The sequence below is a fragment of the Mycolicibacter engbaekii genome (genome assembly GCF_002101585.1).
Classification (GTDB): Bacteria; Actinomycetota; Actinomycetes; order Mycobacteriales; family Mycobacteriaceae; genus Mycobacterium; species Mycobacterium engbaekii.
Window position 1 is genome coordinate 250,413 of the sequence record NZ_LQOT01000069.1, and the last position, 25,270, is coordinate 275,682.

Genomic DNA, 25,270 nt, shown 5'->3' on the forward strand with positions numbered 1-25,270 from the left:
GTGCAGACCTCGGCTGGCGTGAGTTGGCCCTGCGTGCCCTTCGGCAATAAAGAAGACCATGCACGACCGGGGAGATTCCGGCATGCCACTTGTCATGTCGCGCGTCGTCCCAACTACTGAGGAGATCTGGTGATTCAGCAGGAATCGCGGTTGAAGGTCGCCGACAACACCGGCGCCAAGGAGATCTTGTGCATCCGGGTGCTCGGCGGCTCGTCGCGGCGATACGCCGGCATCGGTGATGTCATCGTCGCGACTGTCAAGGACGCCATCCCGGGCGGCAACGTCAAACGGGGCGACGTTGTGAAGGCCGTTGTGGTGCGCACCGCCAAGGAGCGTCGCCGCGCCGACGGCAGCTACATCAAGTTCGACGAGAACGCGGCCGTCATCATCAAGGCCGACAACGACCCCCGTGGAACTCGCATCTTCGGGCCGGTCGGCCGTGAGCTGCGGGAGAAGCGGTTCATGAAGATCGTCTCGCTGGCACCGGAGGTGTTGTAGATGAAGGTCCACAAGGGCGACACCGTCCTGGTCATCGCCGGTAAGGACAAGGGCGCCAAGGGCAAGGTCCTGCAGGCGTTCCCCACCCGCAACCGGGTGCTGGTCCAGGGCGTCAACCGGATCCGCAAGCACGTCGCGAACTCGGCCAACCAGGCCGGCGCCTCCTCGGGCGGGATCGTCACCCAGGAGGCTCCGATCCACGTCTCCAACGTGATGGTCGTCGACTCCGACGGCAAGCCCACCCGGATCGGTTACCGGGTGGACGCCGAGTCCGGCAAGAAGGTTCGCGTCTCCAAGCGCAACGGCAAGGACATCTAGAGATGACGACTGCAGAAAAGATCCAGCCTCGGCTGAAGGTGCGCTACCGCGAGGAGATCCGGGACGCGCTCAACAAAGAGTTCAACTACGCCAACGTGATGCAGATCCCGGGCGTGGTGAAGGTCGTGGTGAACATGGGCGTCGGTGAAGCCGCCCGGGACGCCAAGCTGATCAACAACGCGGTCAACGACCTGGCCGCGATCACCGGCCAAAAGCCGGAGATCCGCAAGGCCCGGCTGTCCATCGCCCAGTTCAAGCTGCGCGAGGGCATGCCGATCGGTGCCCGGGTCACCCTGCGCGGTGACCGGATGTGGGAGTTCCTGGACCGGCTCACCTCGATCGCGCTGCCGCGTATCCGCGACTTCCGCGGGCTTTCGCCCAAGCAGTTCGATGGTTCCGGCAACTACACCTTCGGGCTCGCCGAGCAGTCGATGTTCCACGAGATCGACGTGGACTCCATCGACCGCCCGCGGGGGATGAACATCACTGTCGTCACCTCGGCGACCAACGACGACGAAGGGCGAGCGCTACTGCGGGCTCTCGGCTTTCCGTTCAAGGAGAACTGACCACCATGGCTAAGAAAGCGTTGGTTATCAAGGCGGCTCGCAAGCCCAAGTTCGCGGTGCGCGCCTACACCCGCTGCAACAAGTGCGGCCGCCCGCGTGCGGTGCTCCGGAAGTTCGGCCTGTGCCGAATCTGCCTGCGCGAAATGGCGCACGCCGGCGAGCTGCCCGGTGTGCAGAAGAGCAGCTGGTGAGGGTGGAGGAGCAGCCTAAATGACTATGACGGATCCGATCGCGGACTTCCTGACCCGTCTGCGGAACGCCAACTCGGCGTACCACGAGGAGGTGACCCTCCCGCACTCGAAGATCAAGGCCAACATCGCCGAGATCCTCAAGCGCGAGGGCTACATCACCGACTACCACGTCGAAGACGCCCGGGTGGGCAAGTCGCTGGTGGTCAACCTCAAGTACGGCCCGAACCGCGAGCGCAGCCTCGCCGGTCTGCGCCGGGTGTCCAAGCCGGGCCTGCGGGTCTACGCAAAGTCGACCAACCTGCCTCGGGTGCTCGGCGGCCTGGGCGTGGCGATCATCTCCACGTCCTCGGGTCTGCTCACCGACCGTCAGGCGGCCAGGCAGGGCGTGGGCGGCGAAGTCCTCGCGTACGTGTGGTGAGGGAGTAGCAGACATGTCGCGTATTGGTAAGCAGCCGGTCCCGGTTCCCGCCGGGGTCGACGTGACCATCGATGGTCAGAACGTATCGGTCAAGGGGCCCAAGGGCACCCTCGAGCTCACCGTGGCGGAGCCGATCAGCGTCGCCCGCAACGACGACGGCGCTCTGGTGGTGACCCGCCCGGACGACGACCGGCGCAACCGGTCGCTGCACGGCCTGAGCCGCACCCTGCTGGCCAACCTGGTCACCGGGGTGTCCGAGGGCTACGTCCGCAAGATGGAGATCTTCGGCGTCGGCTACCGCGTCGCGCTCAAGGGCAGCGACCTGGAGTTCGCGCTGGGTTACAGCCACCCGGTGCTGATCAAGGCTCCGGAGGGCATCACCTTTGCGGTGGAGACGCCCACCAAGTTCTCGGTCTCGGGCATCGACAAGCAGAAGGTCGGCCAGATCTCGGCGAACATCCGCCGCCTGCGCCGCCCCGACCCCTACAAGGGCAAGGGCGTGCGCTACGAGGGTGAGCAGGTTCGCCGCAAGGTCGGAAAGACAGGTAAGTAGTCATGGCGCAATCACAGACGGGCACCCCGGTCCGCAAACCCGTCGGGCAGAACATCTCCGAGGTTCGGCGCACGCACCGCATCCGTCGGCACGCGCGGTTGCGCAAGAAGGTCGCCGGCACCGCCGAGCGTCCCCGGCTGGTGGTGCACCGCTCTTCGCGGCACATTCACGTGCAGCTGGTCGACGACCTGGCCGGCCACACGGTGGCAGCGGCATCGTCGATCGAGGCCGACGTGCGGGCCGTGGACGGCGACAAGAAGGCCCACAGTGTGCGGGTCGGACAGCTGATCGCCGAGCGCGCCAAGGCCGCCGGCGTGCAGGATGTGGTGTTCGACCGCGGTGGCTACACCTACGGCGGCCGGATCGCTGCGTTGGCCGACGCGGCGCGCGAGGGCGGATTGAACTTCTGATGACTGACGTGAAGATGACTGGAAGGACCGCATGATGGCGGAGCAGCCGACAGGGGCCTCCTCGGCAGGTCCCGACACGGGCAGCCGCAGCGAGGGACGCGACAACCGTGACAACCGCGACAACCGGGGTGGCCGCGGTGGCCGCGACGGTGGCCGCGGTGGCCGCGACAACCGCGACGGCGACAAGAGCAACTACCTGGAGCGCGTGGTCGCGATCAACCGGGTCTCCAAGGTGGTCAAGGGCGGTCGCCGGTTCAGCTTCACCGCGCTGGTGATCGTCGGCGACGGCCACGGCCTGGTGGGCGTCGGCTACGGCAAGGCCAAGGAAGTTCCGGCCGCGATCGCCAAGGGTGTCGAGGAGGCCCGCAAGGGCTTCTTCCGGGTGCCGCTGATCGGTGGCACCATCACCCACCCGGTGCAGGGTGAAGCCGCCGCCGGTGTGGTGTTCCTGCGCCCGGCCAGCCCCGGTACCGGTGTGATCGCCGGTGGTGCGGTGCGCGCGGTGCTGGAATGCGCCGGGGTGCACGACATCCTGTCCAAGTCGCTGGGCAGCGACAACGCGATCAACGTGGTGCACGCCACCGTTGCCGCGCTGAAGATGCTGCAGCGTCCCGAAGAGGTGGCGGCCCGGCGTGGCCTGCCCATCGAAGATGTTGCGCCGGCCGCGATGCTCAAGGCTCGTCGCGAGAGCGATGCTCTGGCTGCCGCCGCGGCGCGGGAAGGCACGGCATAACCATGGCAAACCTGAAGATCACCCAGGTCCGCGGCACCATCGGTGCACGCTGGAAGCAGCGCGAGAGCCTGCGTACCCTGGGCCTGCGCAAGATCCGCCAGTCGGTGGTGCGTGAGGACAACCCCCAGACCCGTGGCCTGATCCGGGTTGTTCACCACCTCGTGCATGTGGAGGAAGCCGAATGACCATCAAGCTGCACGACCTGCGCCCGGCGCCCGGGTCGAACACCAAGAAGACCCGTGTCGGTCGCGGTGAGGGCTCCAAGGGTAAGACCGCCGGTCGCGGTACCAAGGGCACCAAGGCGCGTAAGAACGTGCCGGTCGCGTTCGAGGGTGGGCAGATGCCGATCCACATGCGGTTGCCCAAGCTGAAGGGCTTCCGTAACCGGTTCCGCACCGAGTACGAGGTCGTCAATGTCGGCGACATCAACCGGCTGTTCCCCGAGGGCGGCACCGTCGGCCTCGACGAGCTCGTGGCCAAGGGTGCCGTGCGCAAGAACACGCTGGTCAAGGTGCTCGGCGACGGCAAGCTGACGGTCAAGGCCGACGTCACCGCGCACAAGTTCAGCGGCAGCGCCCGCGACAAGATCACCGCGGCCGGAGGCACCGCCACCGAGCTGTAAGAGTCTCGAAGGCGGGCGGCATCACGCCGGCCGCCGGACACAGAATCGCACTCCACCACACGGTGGGGTGCGATTCTGCGTTGGCGTGGGTATCGCCCGCCGCGCTGCGCACGCCCTGCCCGCTCCCATGCCGCCGGTAGGCTCGAATCCATGTTCTCTCTGCTGCCCGGGGTACCCGGCATCGACGGCCTGCGCGGCGTTGCGCGCCGTCTCGACACCGCCCGGCACCACGGCGTGCCCAACGGCGTCATCCTCGAACTCGACCTGCAAGAGCTTCCTCACGAGACCAGCGCCTTCGACCCGCTGGCGCTGATCCGTTCCGGTGGCCGACCGCCGGTGCTGCGCGACGTGGTGGCCGCGATCCACCGGGCGGCACAAGACCCTCGGGTGGCGGGGTTGATCGCCCGGGTACAGCTGTCGGCGGCCGCCGCCGGGCCGGTGCAGGAGCTGCGGGCCGCTGTCGCCGAATTCAGCGCCGTCAAGCCATCCGTGGCCTGGGCGGAGACCTATCCGGGCACGCTGTCCTACTACCTGGCCTCGGCGTTCGGTGAGATCTGGATGCAGCCGTCGGGCACCGTCGGGCTGGTCGGTTTCGCCACCAGCGCGACCTTTCTGCGTACCGCCCTGGACAAGGCCGGTATCGAGGCACAGTTCGTCGCCCGGGGCGAGTACAAGTCCGCGGCCAACCTTTTCACCCAGGACTCCTACACCGATGCGCACCGCGAGGCCGACACCGCGCTGGTGCAGAGCCTGCATGCGCAGGTGCGCGCGGCGGTCGCCGAATCGCGCAAGCTCGACGCCGGCGTCGTCGATGCCCTGGCCGACAAGGCGCCGCTGCTGCGCGACGACGCACAGCGGTCGGGGCTGATCGACCGGATCGGCTTTCGTGACCAGGCCTACGACCGGATCGCCGAACTCACCGGAGCCAGGGAGATATCCGGCGCCGACGACGACGACGCGCCGCCGCGCCTGTACCTGACGCGCTACGCGCATGCCACCACGCCCGGGTCGGGCCCGCCGTTGCCGGGACGCAAACCCAAACCGGTGATCGCCGTGGTGACGGTGGCCGGGGCGATCGTGAGCGGCTCGGGCGGTCCACCGCTGTCGCCGCTGGGCAACCGCAGTGTGGGCGGTGACACCATCGCCGCCGCGCTGCGGGAGGCGGCCGCCGACGATGACGTGGCCGCGATCGTGTTGCGGGTAGACAGTCCGGGAGGGTCGGTCACCGGTTCGGAAACCATCTGGCGGGCCGTGCAGCAGGCACGTGCTGCGGGCAAGCCGGTGGTGGCCTCGATGGGCGCGGTCGCCGCATCCGGCGGGTACTACATCTCCGCCTGCACGGATGCCATCGTGGCCAATCCGGGCACCATCACCGGATCCATCGGCGTGGTGACCGGCAAGTTGGTGGCCCGTGCTCTCAAGGACCGGCTGGGGGTGGGCAGCGATGCGGTGCGTACCGGCGCCAACGCCGACGCCTGGTCGATGGACGCGCCCTTCACCGCCGAACAGCAGGGGCAGGTGGAGACCGAGGCCGATCTGTTCTACGACGACTTCGTCGCCCGGGTGGCGGAAGGCCGCAACCTGTCCACCGAAGAGGTCGACGCGGTGGCGCGAGGGCGGGTGTGGACCGGCGCGGACGCGGCCGAGCGCGGACTGGTCGACGAACTGGGCGGCCTGCGCACGGCGGTACGCCGGGCGAAGGTGTTGGCCGGACTCGATGCGGATGCGCAGGTCCGCACCGCGTCGTATCCGGGCTCGTCGTGGTGGGAATTCATCCGGCCGCGCCCGTCGTCGCAGCCGGCGGCGGCGGTGTCCGATGCGGTCGGCGGCTTGGTGGTGCGCTCTCTGGTCGGAGTGGTCGAGCACATCGAACGCTCGGTCAACGGTGCGCACGTGCTGTGGCTGGGGGAGTCGCGCTGGTAAGACGCGGTGGTCCGTGCTGACCGCAGCGGCGATCAGGCTTGTCGCCGGGTCCCGAGGACGTGGTGGAACACTGCCTGGCGCAGCGCGAGTTCGCGCGGGTCGCTGTGCAGGTGAAAGCCCAGGCGGTTCATCACGTAGGAGTAGCCGATCGCTGTGTCGGGATCGGCGAACCCGAAGGAACCGCCGAAACCCGGTGTGCCATAGGCTTTGTCGGAAGAACCGAAAACGGTGCCGAATGCCGGTTTGGACAAACCCAGATTGAACACCAGCTCCACGCCCAACACCTTGTCCCGTTCCCCGCGCGACGGCGGCGCCGGCATGGCGGCGAGTTCGTCGCGCACGTCCTCGCGCAGCGGCAGAGCGGAGTCCGCGCCGGCAGCGGCGCCGTAGAGTTGCGCGATCGCCCGGGCGGTGCCGATCCCGTTGGCAGACGGGATTTCCACGGCACGTACGTCGTCGCGGTTGTAGTCGCCATCCCACGGTTTGACGTCGCGCGGAAGCGAGCTCGCCCGCCCCAGCAGACCGAACGGATTGAGCAGGGCGGCCACCAGAGCGGCGGGCATCACCGACAGGTGCAGGAGGGACTCCGCGCGCTTCCACTGGTGCAACAGCGCCACCTGGTCGCGGGATACCGACGAGGGCAGCCCGATGTGCAGGTCCAGCCCGAGTGGCCGGGCGATCTCTTCGGCGAAGAACCGGCCCAGGGTACGGCCGGCGGGGTCGGTGCGGCGGATGAGTTCGGATTCGTACCAGCCCAAGGTGACCGCGTGATACCCGTGGCGGGTTCCCGGCGCCCAGCGGGGCCGCTGAGCCGCCAGCAGGGGGGCCAGCCGGTCCGGGGCCGCCACGTCGGCCAACCTCGGGGCAGGTTTGAGCGCGCTCAGCCCCGCCTGGTGCCCGAGCAGCTGGCGGACCGTGATGTCGCCCTTGCCCGCTTGGGCGAACTCCGGCCAGTGGGCGGCCACCTTGTCGTCGTAACCGAATAGGCCCCGCGACACCGCCAGCGCCACGGCCAGCGCCGCCACGCCTTTGGTGCTCGAGAAGACATTGACCATGGTGTCGCGCCGCCACGGTGCGCGGTTGTAGCCGTCGCGATAACCACCCCACAGGTCAACGACTTTGACGCCGTTGCGGAAGACCGCCAGGGCGGCGCCCACTTCGCTGCCCCGGGCGAAGTTGTCCCGGAAGGCGTCGGCGACCTTGCCGAAACCCTCATCGACGTCGCCGCCGATCAGGTCGTGCGGAACCGCGACTTTGAGCACCATGGGGCTGTTATACCGTTGCCGGAAGCCGGCCAGCCGCCGAATGGCCAATTCACCGCCCCGAACGCGGCGGCCGCCGTCAGGTGCGAATCGCCTCGATCGCAACCGAATTGCGCAGCCGCGCCACGATGTCGCCGTCGGGAAAACTGCGACCGTAGGCGGCGAACACCGCTTCGCGGGAGCGTTCGTCCACCTGCCACCCGCGCTGGCTCAGATAGCTGCCCACCGGATTGCGCTCGCCGGGGTAGACCAGGCTGGCGATGTCGAGGTCCAGCCCCTGAGCGGCGAACCGCTGCCCCAACGACTGGTTCGAGCCGCTGAGCGCGGCGCCGCCGTCCGGGTGGAATTCGGTCGCCAGCCTGCTGCCCGGGGCGCTGAGCGCGGTGATGTGGTCGAACAACCGGTCCTGTGCGTCCGGGGGCAGGTAGACCAGCAGCCCCTCGGCGATCCACGCGGTGGGCTGCGTCGGGTCAAAACCACGTTCGCGCAAGGCCGCCGGCCAGTCGTCGCGCAGATCGACCGCCACGGCACGGTGCTCGGCGCTCGGCTGCGCGCCCAGGGCAGCCAGCGTGCGCGTCTTGAACTCGATGACCTCCGGTTGGTCGATCTCATAGACCACGCTGGGTTGCGGCCAGTCCAACCGGTAGGCCCGTGAATCCAGTCCGGCGGCCAGGATCACGAACTGCCGGATCCCGGCGGCCGCGGCTGCCCGGAAGAAGTCGTCGAAGAACCGGGTGCGCACCGCCATCACGGCCGTCATCGGCTCGGCGGCGGCCTTGGCCTCCGCGGCCACCGCCGGCTCCAGGGCGCCGTCGACCAGCTTGGTGAAGAAGTCGACGCCCACCGCGCGCACGAGCGGGGCCGCGAACGGGTCCGAGATGATGGCGTCGGGTTCCGCGGTGGCCAGCGCACGGGCGGCGGCGACCATGGTGGCGGTGGTGCCCACGCTGGAGGCCAGGTCCCAGCTGTCGTTGTCACTGCGCGCCACGGTCGTCAGCTCCGCCCCGCGCCGATGGCGGCGTCCATGTCCACGCCGGAGGGCAGGTCGGCGGTGTTGAGTTCGGTAGGTGCCATCACGGTCCTCTTCCTCTCTGCCGGTCAGATCAGCCCGAAAAACTAGTTAGCGCGTTTAACGAGCTAGGGGCGACTGTACGCCGCCAGCCTGACCGCGCGCTGGCAGTGCCGCCAAGGCCAGCCCGCCCCGTCGTGCTGAGCTGTTAGTCTCGTAGACTGCTGACGCGCCAAAGTCACGCGTGGCCCCGCCATGACGGGCCGCCACGCGGACGCGACAACGCAGGACTTACCCAGGACTAACCGGGGCTGGGACAGAACAGCCCATTGGAACGCCGCGACCGGACCTCGGCTGCGCAGGAGGAGAAGAGTGTTCTCGGCTTTCATCTCAGCGCTGCGGACGGTCGACCTGAGGCGCAAGATCTTGTTCGCGCTGGGCATCATCGTGGTGTACCGGCTGGGAGCCGCCATCCCATCGCCCGGCGTCGACTACCAGAACGTCCAGCAGTGCATCAAAGAAGTCAGCGGTGGTGACGCCGCGCAGGTCTACTCGCTGATCAACCTGTTCTCCGGCGGCGCGCTGCTCCAGCTGACGGTCTTCGCCATCGGCGTGATGCCCTACATCACCGCCAGCATCATCGTCCAGCTGCTGACGGTGGTGATTCCGCGTTTCGAGGAACTGCGTAAAGAAGGCCAGTCCGGCCAGAACAAGATGACGCAGTACACCCGCTACCTGACGGTTGCCCTGGCCATCCTGCAGGCCACCAGCATCGTCGCGCTGGCCGCCAACGGCGGGCTGTTGCAGACCTGCAGCCTGCGTCACGACATCATCGCCGACCACAGCATCTTCACCCTGATGGTCATCGTGCTGGTGATGACCTCCGGCGCGGTGCTGGTGATGTGGCTCGGTGAGCTCATCACCGAGCGCGGTATCGGCAACGGCATGTCGCTGCTCATCTTCGTCGGTATCGCCGCGCGCATTCCGATCGAAGGCAAGACCATCCTGGACTCCCGTGGCGCCGTGGTGTTCACCATGGTCTGCCTGGCAGCGCTGGCGATCGTCGTGGGCGTGGTCTTCGTCGAGCAGGGGCAGCGCCGTATCCCGGTGCAGTACGCCAAGCGGATGGTCGGCCGGCGCATGTACGGCGGCACCTCGACCTACCTGCCGCTGAAGGTCAACCAGGCCGGCGTCATCCCGGTCATCTTCGCCTCGTCGCTGATCTACATTCCGCAGCTGATCACCCAGTTGGTCCGCAGCGGGGGCAGCCCGGGCAACGGCTGGTGGGACAAGTTCGTCAGTACCTACCTGTCGGACCCGTCCAACTTCGTCTATATCGGCATCTATTTCGGCTTGATCATCTTCTTCACCTACTTCTACGTGTCGATCACGTTCAACCCCGACGAGCGGGCCGACGAGATGAAGAAGTTCGGTGGCTTCATTCCGGGTATCCGGCCGGGCCGCCCGACCGCTGACTATCTGCGCTACGTCCTCAGCCGGATCACGCTGCCCGGCTCGATCTACTTGGGTGTGATCTCGGTGCTGCCCAACCTGTTCCTCCAGATGGGTAACTCCGGAACCGTCCAGAACCTGCCGTTCGGTGGTACCGCGGTGCTGATCATGATCGGCGTCGGTCTCGACACGGTGAAGCAGATCGAGAGCCAGCTCATGCAGCGCAACTACGAAGGGTTCCTCAAGTGAGAGTGGTACTGCTGGGACCGCCGGGTGCAGGCAAGGGCACCCAAGCAGTGAAATTGGCGGAGAAACTGGGTGTCCCGCAGATCTCCACTGGCGATCTGTTCCGCCACAACATCGCCGAGGGCACCGAGCTGGGGAAAAAGGCCAAGCAGTACCTCGATGCCGGCGACCTGGTGCCGCCGGAGCTGACCAACGCGCTGGTCGACGACCGGCTCGACCAGCCCGATGCCGCGAACGGCTTCATCCTGGACGGCTACCCCCGTTCGTTGGAGCAGGCCGAGGCGCTACACGCCATGCTTGAACGTCGGCAGACCAAGCTGGACGCGGTGCTGGAGTTCCGGGTCACCGAGAGCGAACTGCTCAAGCGGCTCAAGGAACGTGGTCGCGCTGACGACACCGCCGATGTCATCCACAACCGCATGATGGTCTACCGCGAGGAGACCACGCCGCTGTTGGACTACTACCAGGACGAGCACGACCTGCACGTTGTGGACGCCCTCGGCACGCTCGATGAGGTGTTCGCCCGCGCCCTGAAGGCCCTGGGACAGTAGTGATCGGTCTGCCGAAGCGGCGCAAGGCGGTGCCGCATCGCAGCCCGGGCGAGCTTGACGCGATGGCCGCGGCCGGCGCCGTGGTCGCTGCCGCACTGTCGGCGGTCCGCGAGGCCGCCGCGGCCGGGGTGTCCACCCTGCAGCTGGACGAGATCGCCGAGTCGGTGATCCGCGACGCGGGCGCCACTCCGTCGTTCCTGGGCTATCACGGGTTCCCGGCGTCGATCTGCAGCTCGGTCAACGATCGGGTGGTGCACGGCATCCCTTCGGCCACCGAGGTGCTGGCGGAGGGTGATCTGGTGTCCATCGACTGCGGAGCGATTCTGGACGGCTGGCACGGCGACGCCGCGATCACCTTCGGGATCGGCACGCTGTCGGTCGCCGACGAGAACCTGTCCGCGGCGACCAGGCAGGCGATGGAGGCCGGGATCGCGGCGATGGTCGTGGGCAACCGGCTCAGCGACGTCTCCCACGCCATCGAAACCGGCGCCCGGGCCGCATCCGCGCAGTTCAAACGCTCCTTCGGTATCGTCGCCGGCTACGGCGGCCACGGCATCGGCCGCCAGATGCACATGGACCCCTTCCTGCCCAACGAGGGATCGCCGGGCCACGGGCCGCTGCTGGTGGCCGGGTCGGTGCTGGCGATCGAGCCGATGCTGACCCTGGGGACCGACCAGACCGTCATCCTCGAAGACGAGTGGACGGTCGTCACCGCCGACGGGTCGCGTGCGGCGCACTGGGAGCACAGTGTCGCGGTGACCGAGGACGGGCCGCGGATCCTGACCAGCCCGGCCGCCCCCGCCGGCGCATAACCCCAGCCCGCGGGTAGCTGCGGGCGCAGGCCGGCGTCCTTTCGGGAGTCAGGCCTTTGAGGCGTCAGGCGTAGCCCAGGGCCGAGTTCTCCAGCCGGATCCGGACCCGCAGCAGCGCGGCGTTGGCGAGGGTGAACAGCAGTGCCGTCAGCCACGCGGTGTGGATCAACGGCAGCGCCACCCCTTCGAGGACCACAGCCACATAGTTGGGATGGTGCAGCCACCGATACGGCCCGCGGTGCACCAGGGGAACACCGTCCAACACGATCACCCGGGTGTTCCAGCGCCGGCCCAGGGTCGCCACACACCACCAGCGCAACACCTGGCTCAACGCGGCCAAGACCAGCATCGGCCAGCCCAGCCATCCGATGAACGGGCGGTCCAGCAGCCACACCTCGGCCACACAGCCCACGAGCAGCCCGGAGTGCAGCAGCACCATGGCGGGGTAGTGGCCTGCGCCGAACTCCTTGCCGCCCCGGGCGAAGGCCCACTTCGCATTCGACGTCGACACCGCGAGCTCGGCCAGTCGCTCCAGCCCGACCGCCAGGATCAGCAGGTAATACATCCGGCTACCAGCCGAGCAGTACGAGCTCGGAACAGAATCCGGGCCCCATCGCGACCATCAGGCCGAACGAACCGGGCGGCGGCGGCTCGGCCACGGTGGCCCGCAGCACATCCAGTACCGAGGCCGATGACAGATTCCCGTTCTCGCGCAGCGATGTTCGGGTGCGGTCGAGCGCTTCGGCAGGCAGGTCGAGGACGTTTTGGACCGCCTCGATGACTTTGGGTCCGCCGGGATGGCAGACATAGGTGGACAGGTCCTCGGCGCGCAGGCCGCAGTCGGCGAGGAAGTTGTGGACGTCGTCGGCCAGGTACTTCTCCACCACGGTGGTGACTTCGACCGACAGCTTGATCCGGAAACCGCCGGTGCCGATGTCCCAGCCCATCACATCCTGGCTGTCGGGGTAAAGCCGGCTGCGGGTCGCCAAGATTCGCGGCATGTTCGCCCCGGCCGGCCGCCGGTTCGCCCCGGTGGCGATCACGGCGGCAGCGCCGTCACCGAAGAGGCTGGCGGCCACGAAGTTCGGTATCGAGCGGTCGTCGCGCTGGATGGTCAGCGAGCACAGTTCGACCGCGAGCAACGCCGCCACCCCGTCGGGATAGGCACGCAGGTAGTCATACATCCGAGCCACCCCGGCGGCCCCGGCGACGCAGCCCAGCCCGAACAGCGGCACCCGCTTGACGTCGGGCCGCAGCCCGACTCTGGCCGCCAGGCGGGCCTCCAGTGTCGGTACGGCCAGGCCGGTCACCGTCGTGGACACCACGACGTCGACGTCGGCCGGCTTGACCTCGGCGGCGTCCAGGGCGGCCCGCAGCGCCCGCTCGCCGAGGTCGAGGGCCACCTCGATGAAGGTGTCGTTGGCCTCGGTGAAGCCGCTCAGTTCGGAGTAGCGGGACAGGGGCAGCGCCAGGTGGCGGGAGGCGACGCCGCTGGCCTCGAAGAACCGCCGAAACTCGGGACCGGCGAAGTCGCCCAGTGCTTGGGCGGATTCGGCCTGGCTATATCGATGGGGCGGGAACTCAACGGCTACGGCGGCGAGCGACGGCGCGGTCATATCTCCTCAGTGTGCCGTGCCGAAGTGCTCGATGGTTCATTTTCCGCTATGACAGCGAACCTTTTTCCCTGATCGACCGCCTCAAGCGCCGCGTTCTGCGACGAATGCTTCCGAAGGCGGAGACACCGGATCGGCGCACACCGTCATGACTGCGCGGTGCGGTGCGGTAGAAAAGGACGTGGCAGCTTCCCCTGCGTCCGGCGACGCCGATCCGATCGCCCTGGCGCGAGCGAACTGGGAGCGGGCCGGCTGGGGCGATGTCGCCGACGGGATGGTGGCGGTGACATCGGTGATGCGGGCCCACCAGATTCTGCTGGCCCGGGTGGAGGCGACGCTGCGTCCCTACGACCTGAGCTTCTCCCGATTCGAGCTGTTGCGGTTGTTGGCGTTCAGCCGCTCCGGTGCACTGCCGATCACCAAAGCCTCCGACCGGCTGCAGGTCCACGTCACCAGCGTCACGCATGCCATCCGGCGGTTGGAGGCCGCTGGTCTGGTCGAGCGACTGCCGCACCCGACCGACGGCCGCACCACGCTGGTGTCCATCACCGACCTGGGGCGCACGACCGTCACCGATGCGACGGCCAGCCTCAACGCTCAGGTGTTCGCCGATATCGGGATGTCGCTAGAGGAATCGCGGGCGTTGTCGTCGGCCATCGAGACGCTGCGCCGCAACGCCGGCGATTTCTAGCGCCGATCGCAGGCGCGGCGGAGCCGGGCGTGGCGGGTCGGCGCCGCGGGCTAGCCGGCTGATTCTCGCGCCGTCGGTGCGGGGATCGGGATGGTGGCGGTCACGGCGGTGCCCGCTCCGGGGCGCGACCGGATGTTGAGCCGCCCGCCGACCAACTCGGCGCGCTCAGCCATCGACAGCACCCCGTAGCCGCCCATCTCGTCGCCGCCCACCGGATGCTCGAAGGTGTCGAAACCGACCCCGTCGTCGACGATCTCCAGTCGCGCGGTGTCGGGATCGGCGGTGATGGTGAAACTCAGCCGGACCGTGGTCGCGGCCGCGTGTTTGACGACGTTCTGCAGGCCCTCCTGGGCGATGCGGTACAGCGCCAGCTCGATGTGCTCGGGCAGCCGGGTCTCGGCCAGTTCCAGCTCTATCGTCAGTTGCGGGATGGACTGGGCCAGGCTGGCCAGTCCGCCCGTCAGGCCCAGGTCGTCGAGCACCGGCGGCCGCAGCCCGCTGATCGCCACGCGGGTCTCCTGCAGCGTCAGTCCGGCGAGTTCACGCGCGGCCTCCAGCTGCACCGACGCCTCGTCCGGGTCGCTGCCGACTGCACGCGCGGCGGCGTCCAACCGATAGGACAGTGTCACCAGCCGCTGCGAGATCCCGTCGTGGATGTCACCGGCCAGCCGGCGCCGTTCGATCTCCTGGGCCTGGATGACCTGCTCGACGAAGAGCTCGTGGGCCCGTTCGCGCGCCACCAGCTGCCGGTGCAGCCGGGCCTGGTGCATGGCACCGGCGATCAGCCGGCCGATCACCCGCAGGAGCTCGACGTCGCCGGCGGTGAACTCGCGGCGCCGCACGGTGTGCACATTGAGCACGCCGACCAGCCCGCCCGGATCGGTCTCCATGGGCACCGACACCATCGAGGTGAAGTCGCGCCCGCGCAGCGATTCGATCGGCAGGTACCGCGGATCGGCCTCCTTGTCGTGGCTGATCACCACCGGCTCGCGGTGGCGGGCTACCCAACCCGACACCCCAGAACCCAGCGCCAGCCGGATCTTGCCGACCTCGGTGTCGAACGGCGGGGTCGCGCCGGTGAGGGTCAGGGAGCGCTCGGTGTCGTCGAGCACATGCACGAAGCAGACGTCGGTGCCGGTGGCTGCGGTGATCATCCGGGCCGCGGCCGCGGCGAGCGGTTCCACGCCGGGTCCGCTGGAGGCCGCCTGGATGAGTTCCCGCAGCAGCGCCAGCTCGTGGTTGGCGTCGACGAAATCCCGGACCGCGCGGGGCTTGCGGGAGCGGGGACGCTGCCCGCCGGCCGAGCTCACCGGTAGATCCCCTCGCGCAGCGCCGTGGCCACGGCGCCGGTGCGGTCGGACACCCCGAGCTTGCGGTAGATCGAGCGGAGATGCGACTTGACCGTCTCCTCGCCGATCACCAGCTTGGTGGCGATCCCGCGGTTGGACAGCCCGCTGACCATGTAGGCCAGGATCTCACTTTCCCGCTGCGTCAGCCCTTGCCGGGCGCCGGGCCAGAACTCGTTGCGCTGCAGCCGGGCGGCGGTACCGGCCGCCCGGGCCGCCAGTCCGGGGTCGATGACCGTCTCGCCGTGGTGGGCCAACTCGATCTGATGCACCAGGTCATCGCTGCTGATGCTTTTGAGCAGATAGCCGCTGGCCCCGACGCGCAGCGCCTCGAAGAGGTACTGCTCGTCGTCGTAGACCGAGAGCATCACCACCTTGCGCTGCGGGTCGCGTTCCCGCAGGGCCAGGCACAGGTCCAGGCCGCTCTCACCGCGCATCCGCACGTCGCACAGCACCACGTCGGGGTCGGTGTCGGCGACCACCGTCATGGCCTGCGCGGCATTGATGGCCTGCCCGACCACTTCGATCCGATCGGCGAACGCGGTGAGCATGGCCCGCAGGCCCTCGATCACCATCTCGTGGTCGTCGACCAGGACCAGGCGCACGGGCATAGCAAGACAATAAGGCCCACGAACCGGCAGCGGAGAAGGTGATTCCCCCGCCCGAATCCCCCCAATGGGGGAGGACACCTGCGGCGGCATCCGGCACGGTGTCTGTTATGCAGATCACAACTGAACTCGCGACATGGACCGGTCCAGCCCGCCCGTTCTGGTGGGACCAGGTCCACCCGGATGCCGAGGTGTACCCCCTGCAAGCGGTGATCTTCGATCTGGATGCGCTGGCCGACGACGAAGGAGAGCCGCGCCCGGGGCTGGTGGATCTGGTGCTGAGCCTGTTCGCGGCCGGTATCTGGGTCGCGGTGGTCGGCGCCGGGCCGCGCAGCTGGGTGCAGTCGCGGGTGCGGGAACTGATCGGCGACGGCATGTCGGAGACCGTTGTCAGCGCCGACGACCTGACCGGGCCGGCCGGTGACGCCGGGCTCTACCGCCTGGCGTTGTGGGAGTTGGGCATCGTCGCCGGAGAGGCGCTGGTGATCGCCGGCTCCGAAGCCGGGGCGCGCACCGCCGCAGCGATCGGTCTGCCGGTGATCAGCGCGGGCGCTGGTTACCCGGCCGACTACGACGGTCTGTCGGCGGCCGGATGCCGTGAGTTGCAGGCCGAGCGGGTGGTCGCCCGGTTCAGCTCCCGCGCGGCGGGCTGATGGCGACCCCAGGCGATCGGCGCGTTTGACGCTGACGCCACCGGTCGTCGACCATGATGCGGTGCGTCGACTGGTGGTTGTGCTGTGCGCGGTGTTGTGCTCGATGAGCGTTATCTCGGCGCCGTTGGCGACGGCGGTCGTCGACCCGTGGTTCGGGAATGCGGTGGGCAACGCCACCCAGGTGGTTTCGGTTGTCGGAGTAGGTCATTCGACGGCCAAGATCGACGTCTATCAGCGGACTCTGGCGGGCTGGGAACCGGTCGCGGTCGGGATTTCGGCGCACGTCGGTTCGGCGGGCATCACGCCGCAGACACGGGAGGGCGAGCCGTCGACCCCGATGGGGATTTACACGCTCGATTCGGCGTTCGGCACCGCTCCCAATCCCGGGGGTGGCCTGCCGTATGTGCAGGTCGGATCCGACCACTGGTGGGACAGCGACTCCCAGAGTCCGACCTACAACACCATGCAGGTCTGCCAGAAAGCCCAGTGCCCGTTCAACACGGCGGCCAGCGAGAACCTCAACATCCCGCAGTACCGGCACGCGGTGGTGATCGGTGTCAACAAATCCCGCACACCCGGTGCCGGCTCCGCCTACTTCTTTCACACCACCGACGGCGGACCGACCGCGGGCTGCGTGGCGATCGATGACGCCACGCTCGTCAAGATCATCGGCTGGCTCAGGCCGGGGGCCGTGATGGCGATCGCGAAGTAGCCGGCAGGCAGCAGCGGCTCAGTTGAGTTCCGGTGGCGCCTGCGGCTGGAAGGGTTGGTACCACCACCAGTCGGCTTTCTCGCCGGTGGGCCCAGGGCAGGGGGCGACCAGCGGCGCCGGCCTGACCGGTGGGCGGGCCAGCGATCCGGGGTGCAGTTGTCGGCCGGCTGTGTCGGTGACGACGAGGTGGTCGGCGGGGCCGGTGATGGTGATGAGGCCGCGGTGGTGCAGACGATGGTGGTACGGGCACACCAGCACCAGGTTGGCGGGCTCGGTGGCACCGCCGTCTTCCCAATGCCGAATGTGATGGGCGTGCAGGCCGCGGGTGGCCCCGCAGCCGGGAACCACGCAGGAGCGGTCGCGGTGCTCCAGGGCCCGGCGCAGCCGACGGCTGATTCCGCGGGTGGCGCGACCGGCTCCGATCACCTCGCCGTGGCGCTCGAACCACACTTCAAAACTGGCGTCGCACAGCAGGTATCGCCGCTCGTCGTCGGAGAGCAGCGGGCCCAGATGCAGTGCCGCGGCCCGGTCCTTGACATCGAGGTGTGCCACCACGGTGCTGTGCTGCCCGTGGGGCCGGCGGGTGGCCTCGGCATCCCATCCGGCCTCGACCAGGCGCATGAATGCGTCCGCGGTAGTCGGCAACGGCGGCGCTTGCTCTGCTGCGCGGCCGGCACCGTCGTGGTCGCGCTTCCACTGCGCCATCAGGGCATCGAGATGAGACCGCAGTGCCGCGTCGAACTTGGCCGCGTCGAGGTGGTCGAGTTTGATCCGCCAGCAGGTCCCCTGCTCGTCGGTGGACTTGGTGATCGACCGCACCGGCTCAGGCCGGGGCTCGGGTTCGGTTTCGGGTCGTGGTTCGAGCTTGATCGCGGTGCGCAGCTGGTTGACCGTGGCGACGCCTGCCAGTTGGGCGTAGTGCTCATCGGAGCCGTCGGCTGCCCGCCCGGCGATGACGCCGACCTGGTCCAACGACAGGCGGCCTTCCCGCATGCCCTGGGCGCAACGGGGAAACTCGGCAAGCCGGTGTGCCACCGTGCTGATCGTGTGGGCGTTGCCCGGTGACACACCGGTCTTCCAGGCCACCAGCGCCGCGACCGAGCGCGCCCCGGTAGCACCCCACAATTCGTCGCGGTCGATCTCGGCGATGATGTCGACGATGCGCCCGTCGATCGCGTTGCGCTGACCCGTCAGCTCGGACAATTCCGCGAAGAGCACCTCGAGGCGCTCGCCGCGCCGCGTTTGGCCACCCGCGCAGGCCGAGATCGAGGACATGACATCAGCGTGCCAGCAGGGTCTGACAAGTTTTGCCGGCCGGTGATCAGATCACCGGGGCGCTCAGTTGTCGCGCAGCACGTTGATCACGGCGCTGAAGTCCTGCGCGCCGTGATCGACCGCGAAGTCGCGGTAGATCTGTGCGGCGTGGCTGCCCAGCGGTGCGTTCGCGCCGGTCGACGTCACGGCGTCCATGGCCAGGTGCAGATCCTTGTCCATCAGCGCAGTGGCGAAACCCGGCTCGAAGTTCCGGTTGGCGGGGGAGGTGGGCACCGGCCCGGGGACCGGGCAGTTGGTGTGCAGCGCCCAGCAGTTGCCGGTGGCGCCGGTCATCACGTCGAACAGCGCCTGGTCGGCCAGGCCGAGCTTTTCGGCCAGTACGAACGCCTCGGCGACCGCCACCTGCTGCACGGCCAGCACCATGTTGTTGCAGATCTTGGCGGCCTGCCCGGCACCCGCCGCACCACAGTGGATGATCTTGGCGGCCATCGGTTCCAGTACCGGGGTTGCCCGGGCCACCGCGGCGTCCTCACCGCCGACCATGAACGCCAGCCGGCCGGCGACCGCACCGGTGACTCCGCCGGACACCGGCGCATCGAGCTGGGCGAACCCGTGGGAGCCGGCCAGGGCGTGCACCTCGCGGGCGTCGGCGACCGAGATCGTCGAGCTGTCGATGAACAGGGTGCCGGGTGAGGCCGCCGGCAGAACCTCGGCGTAGCAGCTCTTCACCGCGTCGCCGTGCGGAAGCATGGTCACCACCGCGTCCGCCCCGGTCACCGCCTCGGCGGCACCGGCGTGAATGCTCACGCCGTGTTGCTCGGCTGCCGCGGTGGCCGCGGGCACCGGATCGAAGCCGCGCACGGTGTGCCCGGCGGCGACCAGGTTTGCCGACATCGGCCCACCCATCCGGCCCAAGCCGAGAAACGCGACGATTGCCATATGTACTCCTCAGTGGCCCTGGTGATCCCAGATGGGCGGGTTACTGGCCGGACCGGACGCGGGCCGCCTCGGCCCGGCCGATCACCAGCCGCATGATCTCGTTGGTGCCCTCCAGGATGCGGTGCACGCGAAGATCCCGGACGATTTTCTCCAGACCGTACTCACGCAGATATCCGTATCCGCCGTGCAGTTGCAGCGCCTGGTCGGCGACCTCGAAGCAGGCGTCGGTGACATAGCGCTTGGCCATCGCGCACAACTCCACCTTGTCTGCTGCGTTGGTATCGAGCGCGGTTGCCGCCCGCCACAGCAGCAGCCGTGAGGTCTCCAGTGCGGTGGCCATGTCGGCAAGGGTGAACCGGATCGTCGGTTCGTCGAGCAGGGCCTTTCCGAAGGCCTGCCGGTCGGCGAGGTAGCTGCCGGTCTTGTCGAACGCGGCCTGGCCGCCACCCATTGAACAGGCCGCAATGTTGATCCGGCCGCCGTTGAGTCCGTTCATCGCGATCGAGAAGCCGGTGCCCTCCCCGTCGGGGCCGCCCAGCATGGCCTCGGCGGGAACCCGCACCCCGTCGAAGACGACTTGGGCGGTCGGTTGGGAATTCCAGCCCATCTTCTGCTCGGCCGCACCGAAACTCAGTCCGGGAGTTCCCTTTTCGACGATGAACGTCGAGATCCCGCGAGGACTGTCGTCCCCGGTTCGGGCCATCACCACATACACGTCGGAGACGCCGGCGCCGGAGATGAACTGCTTGACGCCGTCGAGCACATAGTCGCCGCCCTGGCGCACCGCGCGGGTACTGAGCGCGCTGGCGTCCGAGCCCGCGCCCGGCTCGGTCAGGCAGTAGCTGGCGACGGCGTCCATCGACGCCAGTGCGGGCACCCATGATTTGCGCTGATCCTCGGTGCCGTAGCTGTCGATCATCCAGGCGCACATGTTGTGGATCGACAGATAGGCGGCGATCACCGGGTCGGCGATCGCCAGTTGTTCGAAGATGCGGACGCCGTCGAGGCGGCGCAGCCCGGAGCCGCCGGCGTCCTCGCGGCAGTAGATCGCCGCCATCCCCAGCTCCGCGGCTTCCTTCATCACGTCGACCGGAAAGTGGTGGGTGGCATCCCATTCCAGCGCGTACGGGGCCAGGCGCTTGCCGGCGAACGCCGCCGCGGTGTCGACGATCACCCGTTCTTCGTCATTCAAGGTCGTGTCCATTGCCCGGCCCTAGTCCATGGTGGGGATGTGGAACTGGGCACCGTCTTTGATGCCCGACGGCCAGCGCTGGGTGACGGTCTTGACCTTGGTGTAGAAGGTGATGGACGCGGTCCCGTGCTGGTTGAGATCGCCGAAACCGGACCGCTTCCAGCCGCCGAAGGTGTGGTAGGCCACCGGCACGGGAATCGGCACGTTGACCCCGACCATGCCGACCTGCACCCGGGAGGTGAAGTCGCGGGCGGTGTCGCCGTCGCGGGTGAAGATCGCCACCCCGTTGCCGTACTCGTGCTCCGACGGCAACGCCAGCGCCTCCTCGTAGTCCGCGGCCCGGACGATGCACAGCACCGGACCGAAGATCTCGTCGGTGTAGATCGACATGTCGGTGCCGACGTGGTCGAACAGCGTCGGCCCGGCGAAGAAGCCGTCCGTCAGATTCGCGTCGCCGAACTGCAGGTCGTCGCTGCCGCGGGTGCGGCCGTCCACCACGAGCTCGGCGCCGGCGGCCACGCCCTGGGCGATGTAGTCGTTGACCCGGTCGAGGGCGGCGCGGGTGACCAGCGGACCGTAGTCGGCCTTGGGGTCCAGGCTGTGTCCGACCCGCAGGTTGTTGATCCGCTCCACCAGCCGGGACCGCAGCCGCTCGGCGGTCTGTTCGCCGACCGGCACCGCCACGGAGATCGCCATGCAGCGTTCACCGGCGCTGCCATAGCCCGCGCCGATGAGGGCATCGACGGCTTGGTCGAGGTCGGCGTCGGGCATCACGATCATGTGGTTCTTGGCCCCGCCGAAGCATTGCGCGCGCTTGCCGTTGGCGGTCGCCGTCGAGTAGATGTACTGCGCGATGTCGGAGCTGCCGACGAAACCGATCGCGGCGATGTCGCGGTGGTGCAGCAGGGCGTCGACGGCCTCCTTGTCGCCGTGCACCACCTGCAGCACCCCCGGCGGCAGCCCGGCCTCGACGAAAAGCTCGGCCAGCCGCACCGGCACCGACGGGTCACGCTCGGACGGCTTGAGGATGAAGGCGTTTCCACAGGCCAGGGCCGGCCCGGCCTGCCACAGCGGGATCATCGCGGGGAAGTTGAACGGGGTGATGCCGGCGACCACGCCCAGCGGCTGGCGCAGCGAGAACACGTCGATACCCGGTCCGGCGCCCTCGGTGTGTTCGCCCTTGAGCAGGTGCGGGATGCCGACACAGAACTCGATGACCTCGATGCCGCGCTGGATGTCGCCGCGGGCGTCCTCGAGGGTCTTGCCGTGCTCGCGGGAGAGCAGCTCGGCCAGTTCGTCGACGTGGGTGTTGACCAGGTCGATGAAGCGCATCATCACCCGGGCGCGGCGTTGCGGGTTGTAGGCGGCCCAACCGCGCTGGGCCGCCGCGGCGGAGGCGACTGCGGCGTCGACGTCGGCGGCGTTGGCCAGCGGCAAGGTGGCCTGCACGGCCCCGGTGTTGGGATCGAAGACGTCGGTGGTGCGCTGCGATGTGCCTGCGCTTCGGCGGCCGTCGATGAAGTGCGGTATCTGAGTGCTCATGCGCCATCCCGTGGAAGTGGTGGAGGGGCTCGATAGGCCCGACACGAGAATACTAGGACATCCTAGTATTTGCGAGGGGTCGGGGAGGCGGCTCGGTGCGGCCCGCGCCGAAGCCGGCCGCCGGACAATTCCGGCAGCCGGGCAACAGCATCGGCTCGGGGCCGAATTCACCGCTGAAAAATTCGCCGATCCACTAGTCTGGCAATTAGCGGCCCGACGAGCGCGAAGGAAAACGATATGCGGCGACTGGGGGTTATTCGCGCAACGGTGCTGGCGGTCCTTTCGAGCATGGCCCTGGCGGCCGGAGCGCCGGTGGCCGGGGCGGAGCCCGAGTCGGCGGGCGGCTATCTCGCGGTGCCCGCGGCGATTGCGGGTCAGAGCCCGGATCGGTTGGGTGTCTGGGAAGTTCAGTACCAGCGCCTCGTCGGCGGCGATGCGAACGTGGCGGAGGCGATCAATGCCGTGATCGATGCGGAGGCGCGCGGACAGGTAGCGACCTACGAGCCGAGTGCTACCAAGACGATGCCTTGGTCATTCAATTCGACCGGGACTCTGTCATTTCGCCCGATCACCGTTTCTGCGCTTTTTCTCGGCGAATACAACACCGAAATGCCGAATATGCCGTTTCATGCGGTGGCGACCCGGGTGTTTGACACACGCAGCGGAATCCTGATCACGTGGGACAACTTGTTCCTCGACAAGTCGGCCGGCCTGGCCCGGCTGGCCGAGGAGACCAAACAGATCCTGCCGACCCAGTACGCGCCGCCCCGGCAGGGCCCGTGGCAGTTCGGCAACGAGGTGGCGCCGATCGACCTCAACTTCAAATACTGGATCCCGACCGCCGACGGCATCGAGCTGCACTTCCCGGACTATCAGTTCGGCCGGGGGCTTCCGGTGATCACCGTGCCCTGGCCCCGGGTGGCCGAACTGATAGCCCCGGAATTCGCCGCGATCACCGGGTAGGTTGCGCCACCCGTGGGGTGAAGCTGCCGTGGAAGGTGAGCGGCAGGTGATGCCGTAGCCGGCCGGTGTAGACCGGTCCGGTGTCGATGTTCTTGGCATCGAGCACCGCCAGGCCCGCGCGGTTGCTGACCCCGTCCTGGGTGGCCACCAGCAACCAGCCGTCGTCCTCGTCGGTACCGCCGGGCCGGGCGGCGAAGACCGCTTCGTGCGGCTGGTGGCCATAGGGGAACTGGTGGGTGACCACCGTGCCGGTGGTGTTGTCGATCTTGGCCACCGCGTTGGGGTAGTCGCTGCCGTCGGCGTCCGCGGACAGATAGGTGTAGCGGTTCGGCCGGCTGGTCTTGGTGATGTTGAAGGACGGGAACTCGCCGCGAAGATCACTCACCGGCTCGTGAATCACCTTGTCGGTTTTGGTGATCCGCAGCCGCAGCAAGGTCCCGCCGTAAGAGCCGATGTCGCTGGCCCGGTCGGTGCTCAAGCTGGAGAGCTGCCCGTTGAGCTGTTCCCACGTCGAGTCGTAGTTCACCAGCTCCACCACGGTGTCGGTGCCGTCCTCGTAGGAGTTGGCCAGGTGCAGGTGCAGCAGCGGGTCGGTGTAGAGCACCCGTGGCTTGCCGCCGTCGCGCGGCACCAGACCGATCAGGGTGCCTCGTGACGCGTCGTACTCGATGGCATCGATGAAGTTACGCAGCCCGAATGCGGCGCCCATCATCTTCGATGTCGGGAAGACCAGCGGTGGAATCACGAAGACCATGTGCTTGCTGGTCAGGCCGACGTCGTGGTTGAACATCGCCAGCGGCAGATCGAGCTGGCCGAGTCGGTGCAACTTGCCCGCGCGGTCCACGCGGTAGCAGATCAGCTTCGGGAACGGCACCATGGCCAGGCCGAAGTTGAACATCTCCTTGGTGTCGGGGTCCCACTTGGGATGCGCGGAGAACGCGCCGAGCCATTTCAGCGCACCCCCGAAGTCGTGAATGCCGACGGTGTCGAGGGTGTCGGGGTCGATCTCGGTGGGCGGGCCGCCCTCCCACAGCGCCAGCAGCTTGCCGGCGTGCATCACCACGCCGGTGTTGGCCACGTTGGCCGGGAACCGCAGTGCGTTGGTGAGCACGCCGCCGGGACGCATGGTCCCCAGCGCGCGATAGGGCGCTCCCCGCGAGGTCAGCGATTTGCGGTAGTGCTTGGTTCGCACATACCTGTTGCGGTAATGCACCGATCCGTCGGCCATGGAGAACATCGACAGCATGCCGTCGCCGTCGAACAGGTGACCCAGCGCCTGCCCGCCGGCGTCGAGCTTGCCAGAGCCGTTGCGGTACAGCGTTCCTTGCAGGTCCTCCGGGATCGCGCCGTCGAAATCATCGATGGTGTAGTCATATTCGTCATAGAGCGGGGTGTAGGCGGCGAAGTCGGCACCGGCAGTGTCGGGGTTGGTCACAAGCGGTCCTATCTGTTGGAGTGGCTCGCGGCGGGATGGACCCGCAGCGTGCAGGACAGTCCGGGCAGATGCGGGTCGAACTCCAAGGGCATCGCCGAGTCTTTGTCGAACAACTTCTCGCAGGCTGCTTTGCATGCCATCAGGCATGAATGCTCCTGCGCCACGCCCGCCTCGGTGGCGGTGTGCATGGCGCATTCGGGGATTTCATACACCAGGGTGCCGTCGGGCTCGACACCGGTCCGTCTGATCGGCCCGACCAGGAACGTCGCCACCGAGACGCCGGCGTCCATCACAGGGGGATACAGGGCGCGCGGAACCAGGGTGACCGTGCCGAATGCCGGCAGCAGGAAGCGCAGCCAACTGCGCAATCTGGCTGCCACGGTGTCGGAGACCAGCCGCTCGACATCGTCTCGTGGCAGTTTCTTCACCAAACCGGAGATGGCCCATTCCAGTTCGCGGACGAACTGTCCGTAGCGGCGCCGCCAGGATTCGCGGGCAGAAAGCCGGGCCCCCGGCGCCACCCGCCTGGTGATCACCGACTCCCACTCGGCGTCCACCACCGCGCGGTCGTCGGCGAGCTCGCGCAGCACCGGCAGCAGCACCGTCTCCGGGATGTCGCCCACCCGGCCCAGCATGGAGCGCATGATCAGGTCGTCACGCAGCTCGCTGATTCTGTTGCTCATGGCAGCTCCACTTTCTCGGGTTTGCACTGAACGGTGTCATCGGGTGGCCGGCCG

30 protein-coding genes are annotated in these 25,270 nt (G+C 68.2%); 18 read left to right on the forward strand and 12 right to left on the reverse strand.

Annotated features, from left to right (window positions below; translation table 11 throughout):
- Positions 1-129 precede the first annotated feature (129 nt).
- The 11 genes from rplN to sppA all read left to right on the forward strand — a co-directional run bounded on the left by rplN (position 130) and on the right by sppA (position 6,232).
- On the forward strand, positions 130-498 hold the full coding sequence (rplN, locus tag AWC02_RS17785; RefSeq protein WP_046318367.1) for a 50S ribosomal protein L14: 369 nt from the start codon (positions 130-132) through the stop codon (positions 496-498).
- A complete protein-coding gene (gene rplX, locus AWC02_RS17790; protein ID WP_085130010.1) occupies positions 499-816 on the forward strand; it encodes a 50S ribosomal protein L24 in 318 nt (105 codons plus the stop codon).
- Between the two features lie 2 nt (positions 817-818).
- Positions 819-1,382, forward strand: coding sequence for a 50S ribosomal protein L5 (rplE, locus tag AWC02_RS17795; protein ID WP_085130011.1), 564 nt, complete (start codon positions 819-821; stop codon positions 1,380-1,382).
- Positions 1,383-1,387: 5 nt separating this feature from the next.
- Positions 1,388-1,573, forward strand: a complete 186-nt coding sequence (locus AWC02_RS17800) for a type Z 30S ribosomal protein S14 (protein WP_024440399.1) — start codon at positions 1,388-1,390, stop codon at positions 1,571-1,573.
- A 19-nt stretch (positions 1,574-1,592) separates the two neighbouring features.
- On the forward strand, positions 1,593-1,991 hold the full coding sequence (rpsH, locus tag AWC02_RS17805; protein WP_085130012.1) for a 30S ribosomal protein S8: 399 nt from the start codon (positions 1,593-1,595) through the stop codon (positions 1,989-1,991).
- A gap of 13 nt (positions 1,992-2,004) precedes the next feature.
- Positions 2,005-2,544, forward strand: a complete 540-nt coding sequence (gene rplF, locus AWC02_RS17810) for a 50S ribosomal protein L6 (protein WP_046318373.1) — start codon at positions 2,005-2,007, stop codon at positions 2,542-2,544.
- Between the two features lie 2 nt (positions 2,545-2,546).
- A complete protein-coding gene (rplR, locus tag AWC02_RS17815; protein ID WP_085130013.1) occupies positions 2,547-2,954 on the forward strand; it encodes a 50S ribosomal protein L18 in 408 nt (135 codons plus the stop codon).
- A gap of 34 nt (positions 2,955-2,988) precedes the next feature.
- Positions 2,989-3,687: a 30S ribosomal protein S5 gene (rpsE, locus tag AWC02_RS17820; RefSeq protein WP_085130119.1), complete on the forward strand. Its 699-nt coding sequence runs from the start codon at positions 2,989-2,991 to the stop codon at positions 3,685-3,687.
- Between the two features lie 2 nt (positions 3,688-3,689).
- Positions 3,690-3,872, forward strand: a complete 183-nt coding sequence (rpmD, locus tag AWC02_RS17825) for a 50S ribosomal protein L30 (protein ID WP_046318378.1) — start codon at positions 3,690-3,692, stop codon at positions 3,870-3,872.
- On the forward strand, positions 3,869-4,309 hold the full coding sequence (rplO, locus tag AWC02_RS17830; protein WP_085130014.1) for a 50S ribosomal protein L15: 441 nt from the start codon (positions 3,869-3,871) through the stop codon (positions 4,307-4,309). The genes rpmD and rplO overlap by 4 nt, the downstream gene beginning before the upstream one ends.
- Positions 4,310-4,459: 150 nt before the next feature.
- Complete coding sequence (gene sppA / locus AWC02_RS17835) at positions 4,460-6,232, forward strand: signal peptide peptidase SppA (protein WP_085130015.1); 1,773 nt, start codon at positions 4,460-4,462, stop codon at positions 6,230-6,232.
- Between the two features lie 32 nt (positions 6,233-6,264).
- On the opposite strand, the gene AWC02_RS17840 is transcribed toward sppA, so the two are convergent.
- Positions 6,265-7,497: a serine hydrolase domain-containing protein gene (locus tag AWC02_RS17840; RefSeq protein ID WP_085130016.1), complete on the reverse strand. Its 1,233-nt coding sequence runs from the start codon at positions 7,495-7,497 to the stop codon at positions 6,265-6,267.
- A 76-nt stretch (positions 7,498-7,573) separates the two neighbouring features.
- A complete protein-coding gene (locus tag AWC02_RS17845; RefSeq protein ID WP_085130017.1) occupies positions 7,574-8,482 on the reverse strand; it encodes an SAM-dependent methyltransferase in 909 nt (302 codons plus the stop codon).
- Positions 8,483-8,875: 393 nt separating this feature from the next.
- Between AWC02_RS17845 and secY the strand changes: the two genes are divergently transcribed.
- Genes secY through map form a run of 3 tightly spaced genes read left to right on the forward strand, consistent with a single transcriptional unit; the run spans position 8,876 to position 11,564 of the window.
- Complete coding sequence (secY, locus tag AWC02_RS17850; protein WP_085130018.1) at positions 8,876-10,204, forward strand: preprotein translocase subunit SecY; 1,329 nt, start codon at positions 8,876-8,878, stop codon at positions 10,202-10,204.
- Positions 10,201-10,752 carry an adenylate kinase gene (locus tag AWC02_RS17855; RefSeq protein ID WP_085130019.1) on the forward strand — a complete coding sequence of 184 codons (552 nt, stop codon included), beginning with the start codon at positions 10,201-10,203 and terminating at the stop codon, positions 10,750-10,752. Before secY ends, AWC02_RS17855 begins: the two co-directional genes overlap by 4 nt.
- A complete protein-coding gene (gene map / locus AWC02_RS17860) occupies positions 10,752-11,564 on the forward strand; it encodes a type I methionyl aminopeptidase (RefSeq protein WP_085130020.1) in 813 nt (270 codons plus the stop codon). The genes AWC02_RS17855 and map overlap by 1 nt, the downstream gene beginning before the upstream one ends.
- Before the next feature lie 64 nt (positions 11,565-11,628).
- Here map and AWC02_RS17865 read toward each other — a convergent pair whose 3' ends face one another.
- Both AWC02_RS17865 and AWC02_RS17870 read right to left on the reverse strand, forming a co-directional pair.
- On the reverse strand, positions 11,629-12,129 hold the full coding sequence (locus AWC02_RS17865) for an isoprenylcysteine carboxyl methyltransferase family protein (RefSeq protein WP_085130021.1): 501 nt from the start codon (positions 12,127-12,129) through the stop codon (positions 11,629-11,631).
- A 4-nt stretch (positions 12,130-12,133) separates the two neighbouring features.
- Positions 12,134-13,180, reverse strand: a complete 1,047-nt coding sequence (locus AWC02_RS17870) for a type III polyketide synthase (protein WP_085130022.1) — start codon at positions 13,178-13,180, stop codon at positions 12,134-12,136.
- 145 nt (positions 13,181-13,325) lie between these two features.
- Between AWC02_RS17870 and AWC02_RS17875 the strand changes: the two genes are divergently transcribed.
- Entirely contained in the window at positions 13,326-13,868 is a 543-nt protein-coding gene (locus AWC02_RS17875) for a MarR family winged helix-turn-helix transcriptional regulator (protein ID WP_085130023.1), read from the forward strand.
- A 50-nt stretch (positions 13,869-13,918) separates the two neighbouring features.
- On the opposite strand, the gene AWC02_RS17880 is transcribed toward AWC02_RS17875, so the two are convergent.
- On the reverse strand, positions 13,919-15,100 hold the full coding sequence (locus tag AWC02_RS17880; RefSeq protein WP_109559930.1) for a GAF domain-containing sensor histidine kinase: 1,182 nt from the start codon (positions 15,098-15,100) through the stop codon (positions 13,919-13,921).
- A 74-nt stretch (positions 15,101-15,174) separates the two neighbouring features.
- On the reverse strand, positions 15,175-15,825 hold the full coding sequence (locus tag AWC02_RS17885; protein ID WP_046318391.1) for a response regulator: 651 nt from the start codon (positions 15,823-15,825) through the stop codon (positions 15,175-15,177).
- 107 nt (positions 15,826-15,932) lie between these two features.
- Here AWC02_RS17885 and AWC02_RS17890 point away from each other — a divergent pair, with 107 nt between their 5' ends.
- Both AWC02_RS17890 and AWC02_RS17895 read left to right on the forward strand, forming a co-directional pair.
- Complete coding sequence (locus tag AWC02_RS17890; RefSeq protein WP_085130025.1) at positions 15,933-16,475, forward strand: HAD family hydrolase; 543 nt, start codon at positions 15,933-15,935, stop codon at positions 16,473-16,475.
- Between the two features lie 61 nt (positions 16,476-16,536).
- Entirely contained in the window at positions 16,537-17,187 is a 651-nt protein-coding gene (locus AWC02_RS17895) for a L,D-transpeptidase family protein (protein WP_085130120.1), read from the forward strand.
- Between the two features lie 18 nt (positions 17,188-17,205).
- On the opposite strand, the gene AWC02_RS17900 is transcribed toward AWC02_RS17895, so the two are convergent.
- From AWC02_RS17900 to AWC02_RS17915, 4 genes are all read right to left on the reverse strand, one after another.
- The gene (locus tag AWC02_RS17900) at positions 17,206-18,462 is read right to left on the reverse strand and encodes an HNH endonuclease signature motif containing protein (RefSeq protein ID WP_085130026.1); all 1,257 of its coding nucleotides are present in this window, start codon (positions 18,460-18,462) and stop codon (positions 17,206-17,208) included.
- Positions 18,463-18,525: 63 nt separating this feature from the next.
- On the reverse strand, positions 18,526-19,401 hold the full coding sequence (gene mmsB, locus AWC02_RS17905) for a 3-hydroxyisobutyrate dehydrogenase (RefSeq protein WP_085130027.1): 876 nt from the start codon (positions 19,399-19,401) through the stop codon (positions 18,526-18,528).
- Positions 19,402-19,441: 40 nt separating this feature from the next.
- A complete protein-coding gene (locus AWC02_RS17910) occupies positions 19,442-20,605 on the reverse strand; it encodes an acyl-CoA dehydrogenase family protein (protein WP_085130028.1) in 1,164 nt (387 codons plus the stop codon).
- A gap of 9 nt (positions 20,606-20,614) precedes the next feature.
- Positions 20,615-22,135, reverse strand: coding sequence for a CoA-acylating methylmalonate-semialdehyde dehydrogenase (locus tag AWC02_RS17915; protein WP_085130029.1), 1,521 nt, complete (start codon positions 22,133-22,135; stop codon positions 20,615-20,617).
- Positions 22,136-22,372: 237 nt separating this feature from the next.
- On the opposite strand from AWC02_RS17915, the gene AWC02_RS17920 reads away from it, so the two are divergent.
- Positions 22,373-23,098, forward strand: a complete 726-nt coding sequence (locus tag AWC02_RS17920; protein WP_237160512.1) for an RsiV family protein — start codon at positions 22,373-22,375, stop codon at positions 23,096-23,098.
- On the opposite strand, the gene AWC02_RS17925 is transcribed toward AWC02_RS17920, so the two are convergent.
- A complete protein-coding gene (locus tag AWC02_RS17925) occupies positions 23,088-24,533 on the reverse strand; it encodes a carotenoid oxygenase family protein (RefSeq protein ID WP_237160513.1) in 1,446 nt (481 codons plus the stop codon). The genes AWC02_RS17920 and AWC02_RS17925 overlap by 11 nt on opposite strands.
- Positions 24,534-24,541: 8 nt before the next feature.
- Positions 24,542-25,216, reverse strand: coding sequence for a hypothetical protein (locus tag AWC02_RS22675; RefSeq protein WP_237160514.1), 675 nt, complete (start codon positions 25,214-25,216; stop codon positions 24,542-24,544).
- Positions 25,217-25,270: the final 54 nt, after the last annotated feature.

Excerpts from the sequence above, each read along its gene's own strand:
- rplX (WP_085130010.1), top strand. The coding sequence starts at position 499 with ATGAAGGTCCACAAGGGCGACACCGTCCTGGTCATCGCCGGTAAGGAC.
- rplE (WP_085130011.1), top strand. The coding sequence starts at position 819 with ATGACGACTGCAGAAAAGATCCAGCCTCGGCTGAAGGTGCGCTACCGC.
- AWC02_RS17800 (WP_024440399.1), top strand. The coding sequence starts at position 1,388 with ATGGCTAAGAAAGCGTTGGTTATCAAGGCGGCTCGCAAGCCCAAGTTC.
- rpsH (WP_085130012.1), top strand. The coding sequence starts at position 1,593 with ATGACTATGACGGATCCGATCGCGGACTTCCTGACCCGTCTGCGGAAC.
- rplF (WP_046318373.1), top strand. The coding sequence starts at position 2,005 with ATGTCGCGTATTGGTAAGCAGCCGGTCCCGGTTCCCGCCGGGGTCGAC.
- rplR (WP_085130013.1), top strand. The coding sequence starts at position 2,547 with ATGGCGCAATCACAGACGGGCACCCCGGTCCGCAAACCCGTCGGGCAG.
- rpsE (WP_085130119.1), top strand. The coding sequence starts at position 2,989 with ATGGCGGAGCAGCCGACAGGGGCCTCCTCGGCAGGTCCCGACACGGGC.
- rpmD (WP_046318378.1), top strand. The coding sequence starts at position 3,690 with ATGGCAAACCTGAAGATCACCCAGGTCCGCGGCACCATCGGTGCACGC.
- rplO (WP_085130014.1), top strand. The coding sequence starts at position 3,869 with ATGACCATCAAGCTGCACGACCTGCGCCCGGCGCCCGGGTCGAACACC.
- sppA (WP_085130015.1), top strand. The coding sequence starts at position 4,460 with ATGTTCTCTCTGCTGCCCGGGGTACCCGGCATCGACGGCCTGCGCGGC.
- AWC02_RS17840 (WP_085130016.1), bottom strand. The coding sequence starts at position 7,497 with ATGGTGCTCAAAGTCGCGGTTCCGCACGACCTGATCGGCGGCGACGTC.
- AWC02_RS17865 (WP_085130021.1), bottom strand. The coding sequence starts at position 12,129 with ATGTATTACCTGCTGATCCTGGCGGTCGGGCTGGAGCGACTGGCCGAG.
- AWC02_RS17870 (WP_085130022.1), bottom strand. The coding sequence starts at position 13,180 with ATGACCGCGCCGTCGCTCGCCGCCGTAGCCGTTGAGTTCCCGCCCCAT.
- AWC02_RS17875 (WP_085130023.1), top strand. The coding sequence starts at position 13,326 with ATGACTGCGCGGTGCGGTGCGGTAGAAAAGGACGTGGCAGCTTCCCCT.
- AWC02_RS17885 (WP_046318391.1), bottom strand. The coding sequence starts at position 15,825 with ATGCCCGTGCGCCTGGTCCTGGTCGACGACCACGAGATGGTGATCGAG.
- AWC02_RS17890 (WP_085130025.1), top strand. The coding sequence starts at position 15,933 with ATGCAGATCACAACTGAACTCGCGACATGGACCGGTCCAGCCCGCCCG.
- AWC02_RS17900 (WP_085130026.1), bottom strand. The coding sequence starts at position 18,462 with ATGTCCTCGATCTCGGCCTGCGCGGGTGGCCAAACGCGGCGCGGCGAG.
- mmsB (WP_085130027.1), bottom strand. The coding sequence starts at position 19,401 with ATGGCAATCGTCGCGTTTCTCGGCTTGGGCCGGATGGGTGGGCCGATG.
- AWC02_RS17910 (WP_085130028.1), bottom strand. The coding sequence starts at position 20,605 with ATGGACACGACCTTGAATGACGAAGAACGGGTGATCGTCGACACCGCG.
- AWC02_RS17915 (WP_085130029.1), bottom strand. The coding sequence starts at position 22,135 with ATGAGCACTCAGATACCGCACTTCATCGACGGCCGCCGAAGCGCAGGC.
- AWC02_RS17920 (WP_237160512.1), top strand. The coding sequence starts at position 22,373 with ATGCGGCGACTGGGGGTTATTCGCGCAACGGTGCTGGCGGTCCTTTCG.
- AWC02_RS22675 (WP_237160514.1), bottom strand. The coding sequence starts at position 25,216 with ATGAGCAACAGAATCAGCGAGCTGCGTGACGACCTGATCATGCGCTCC.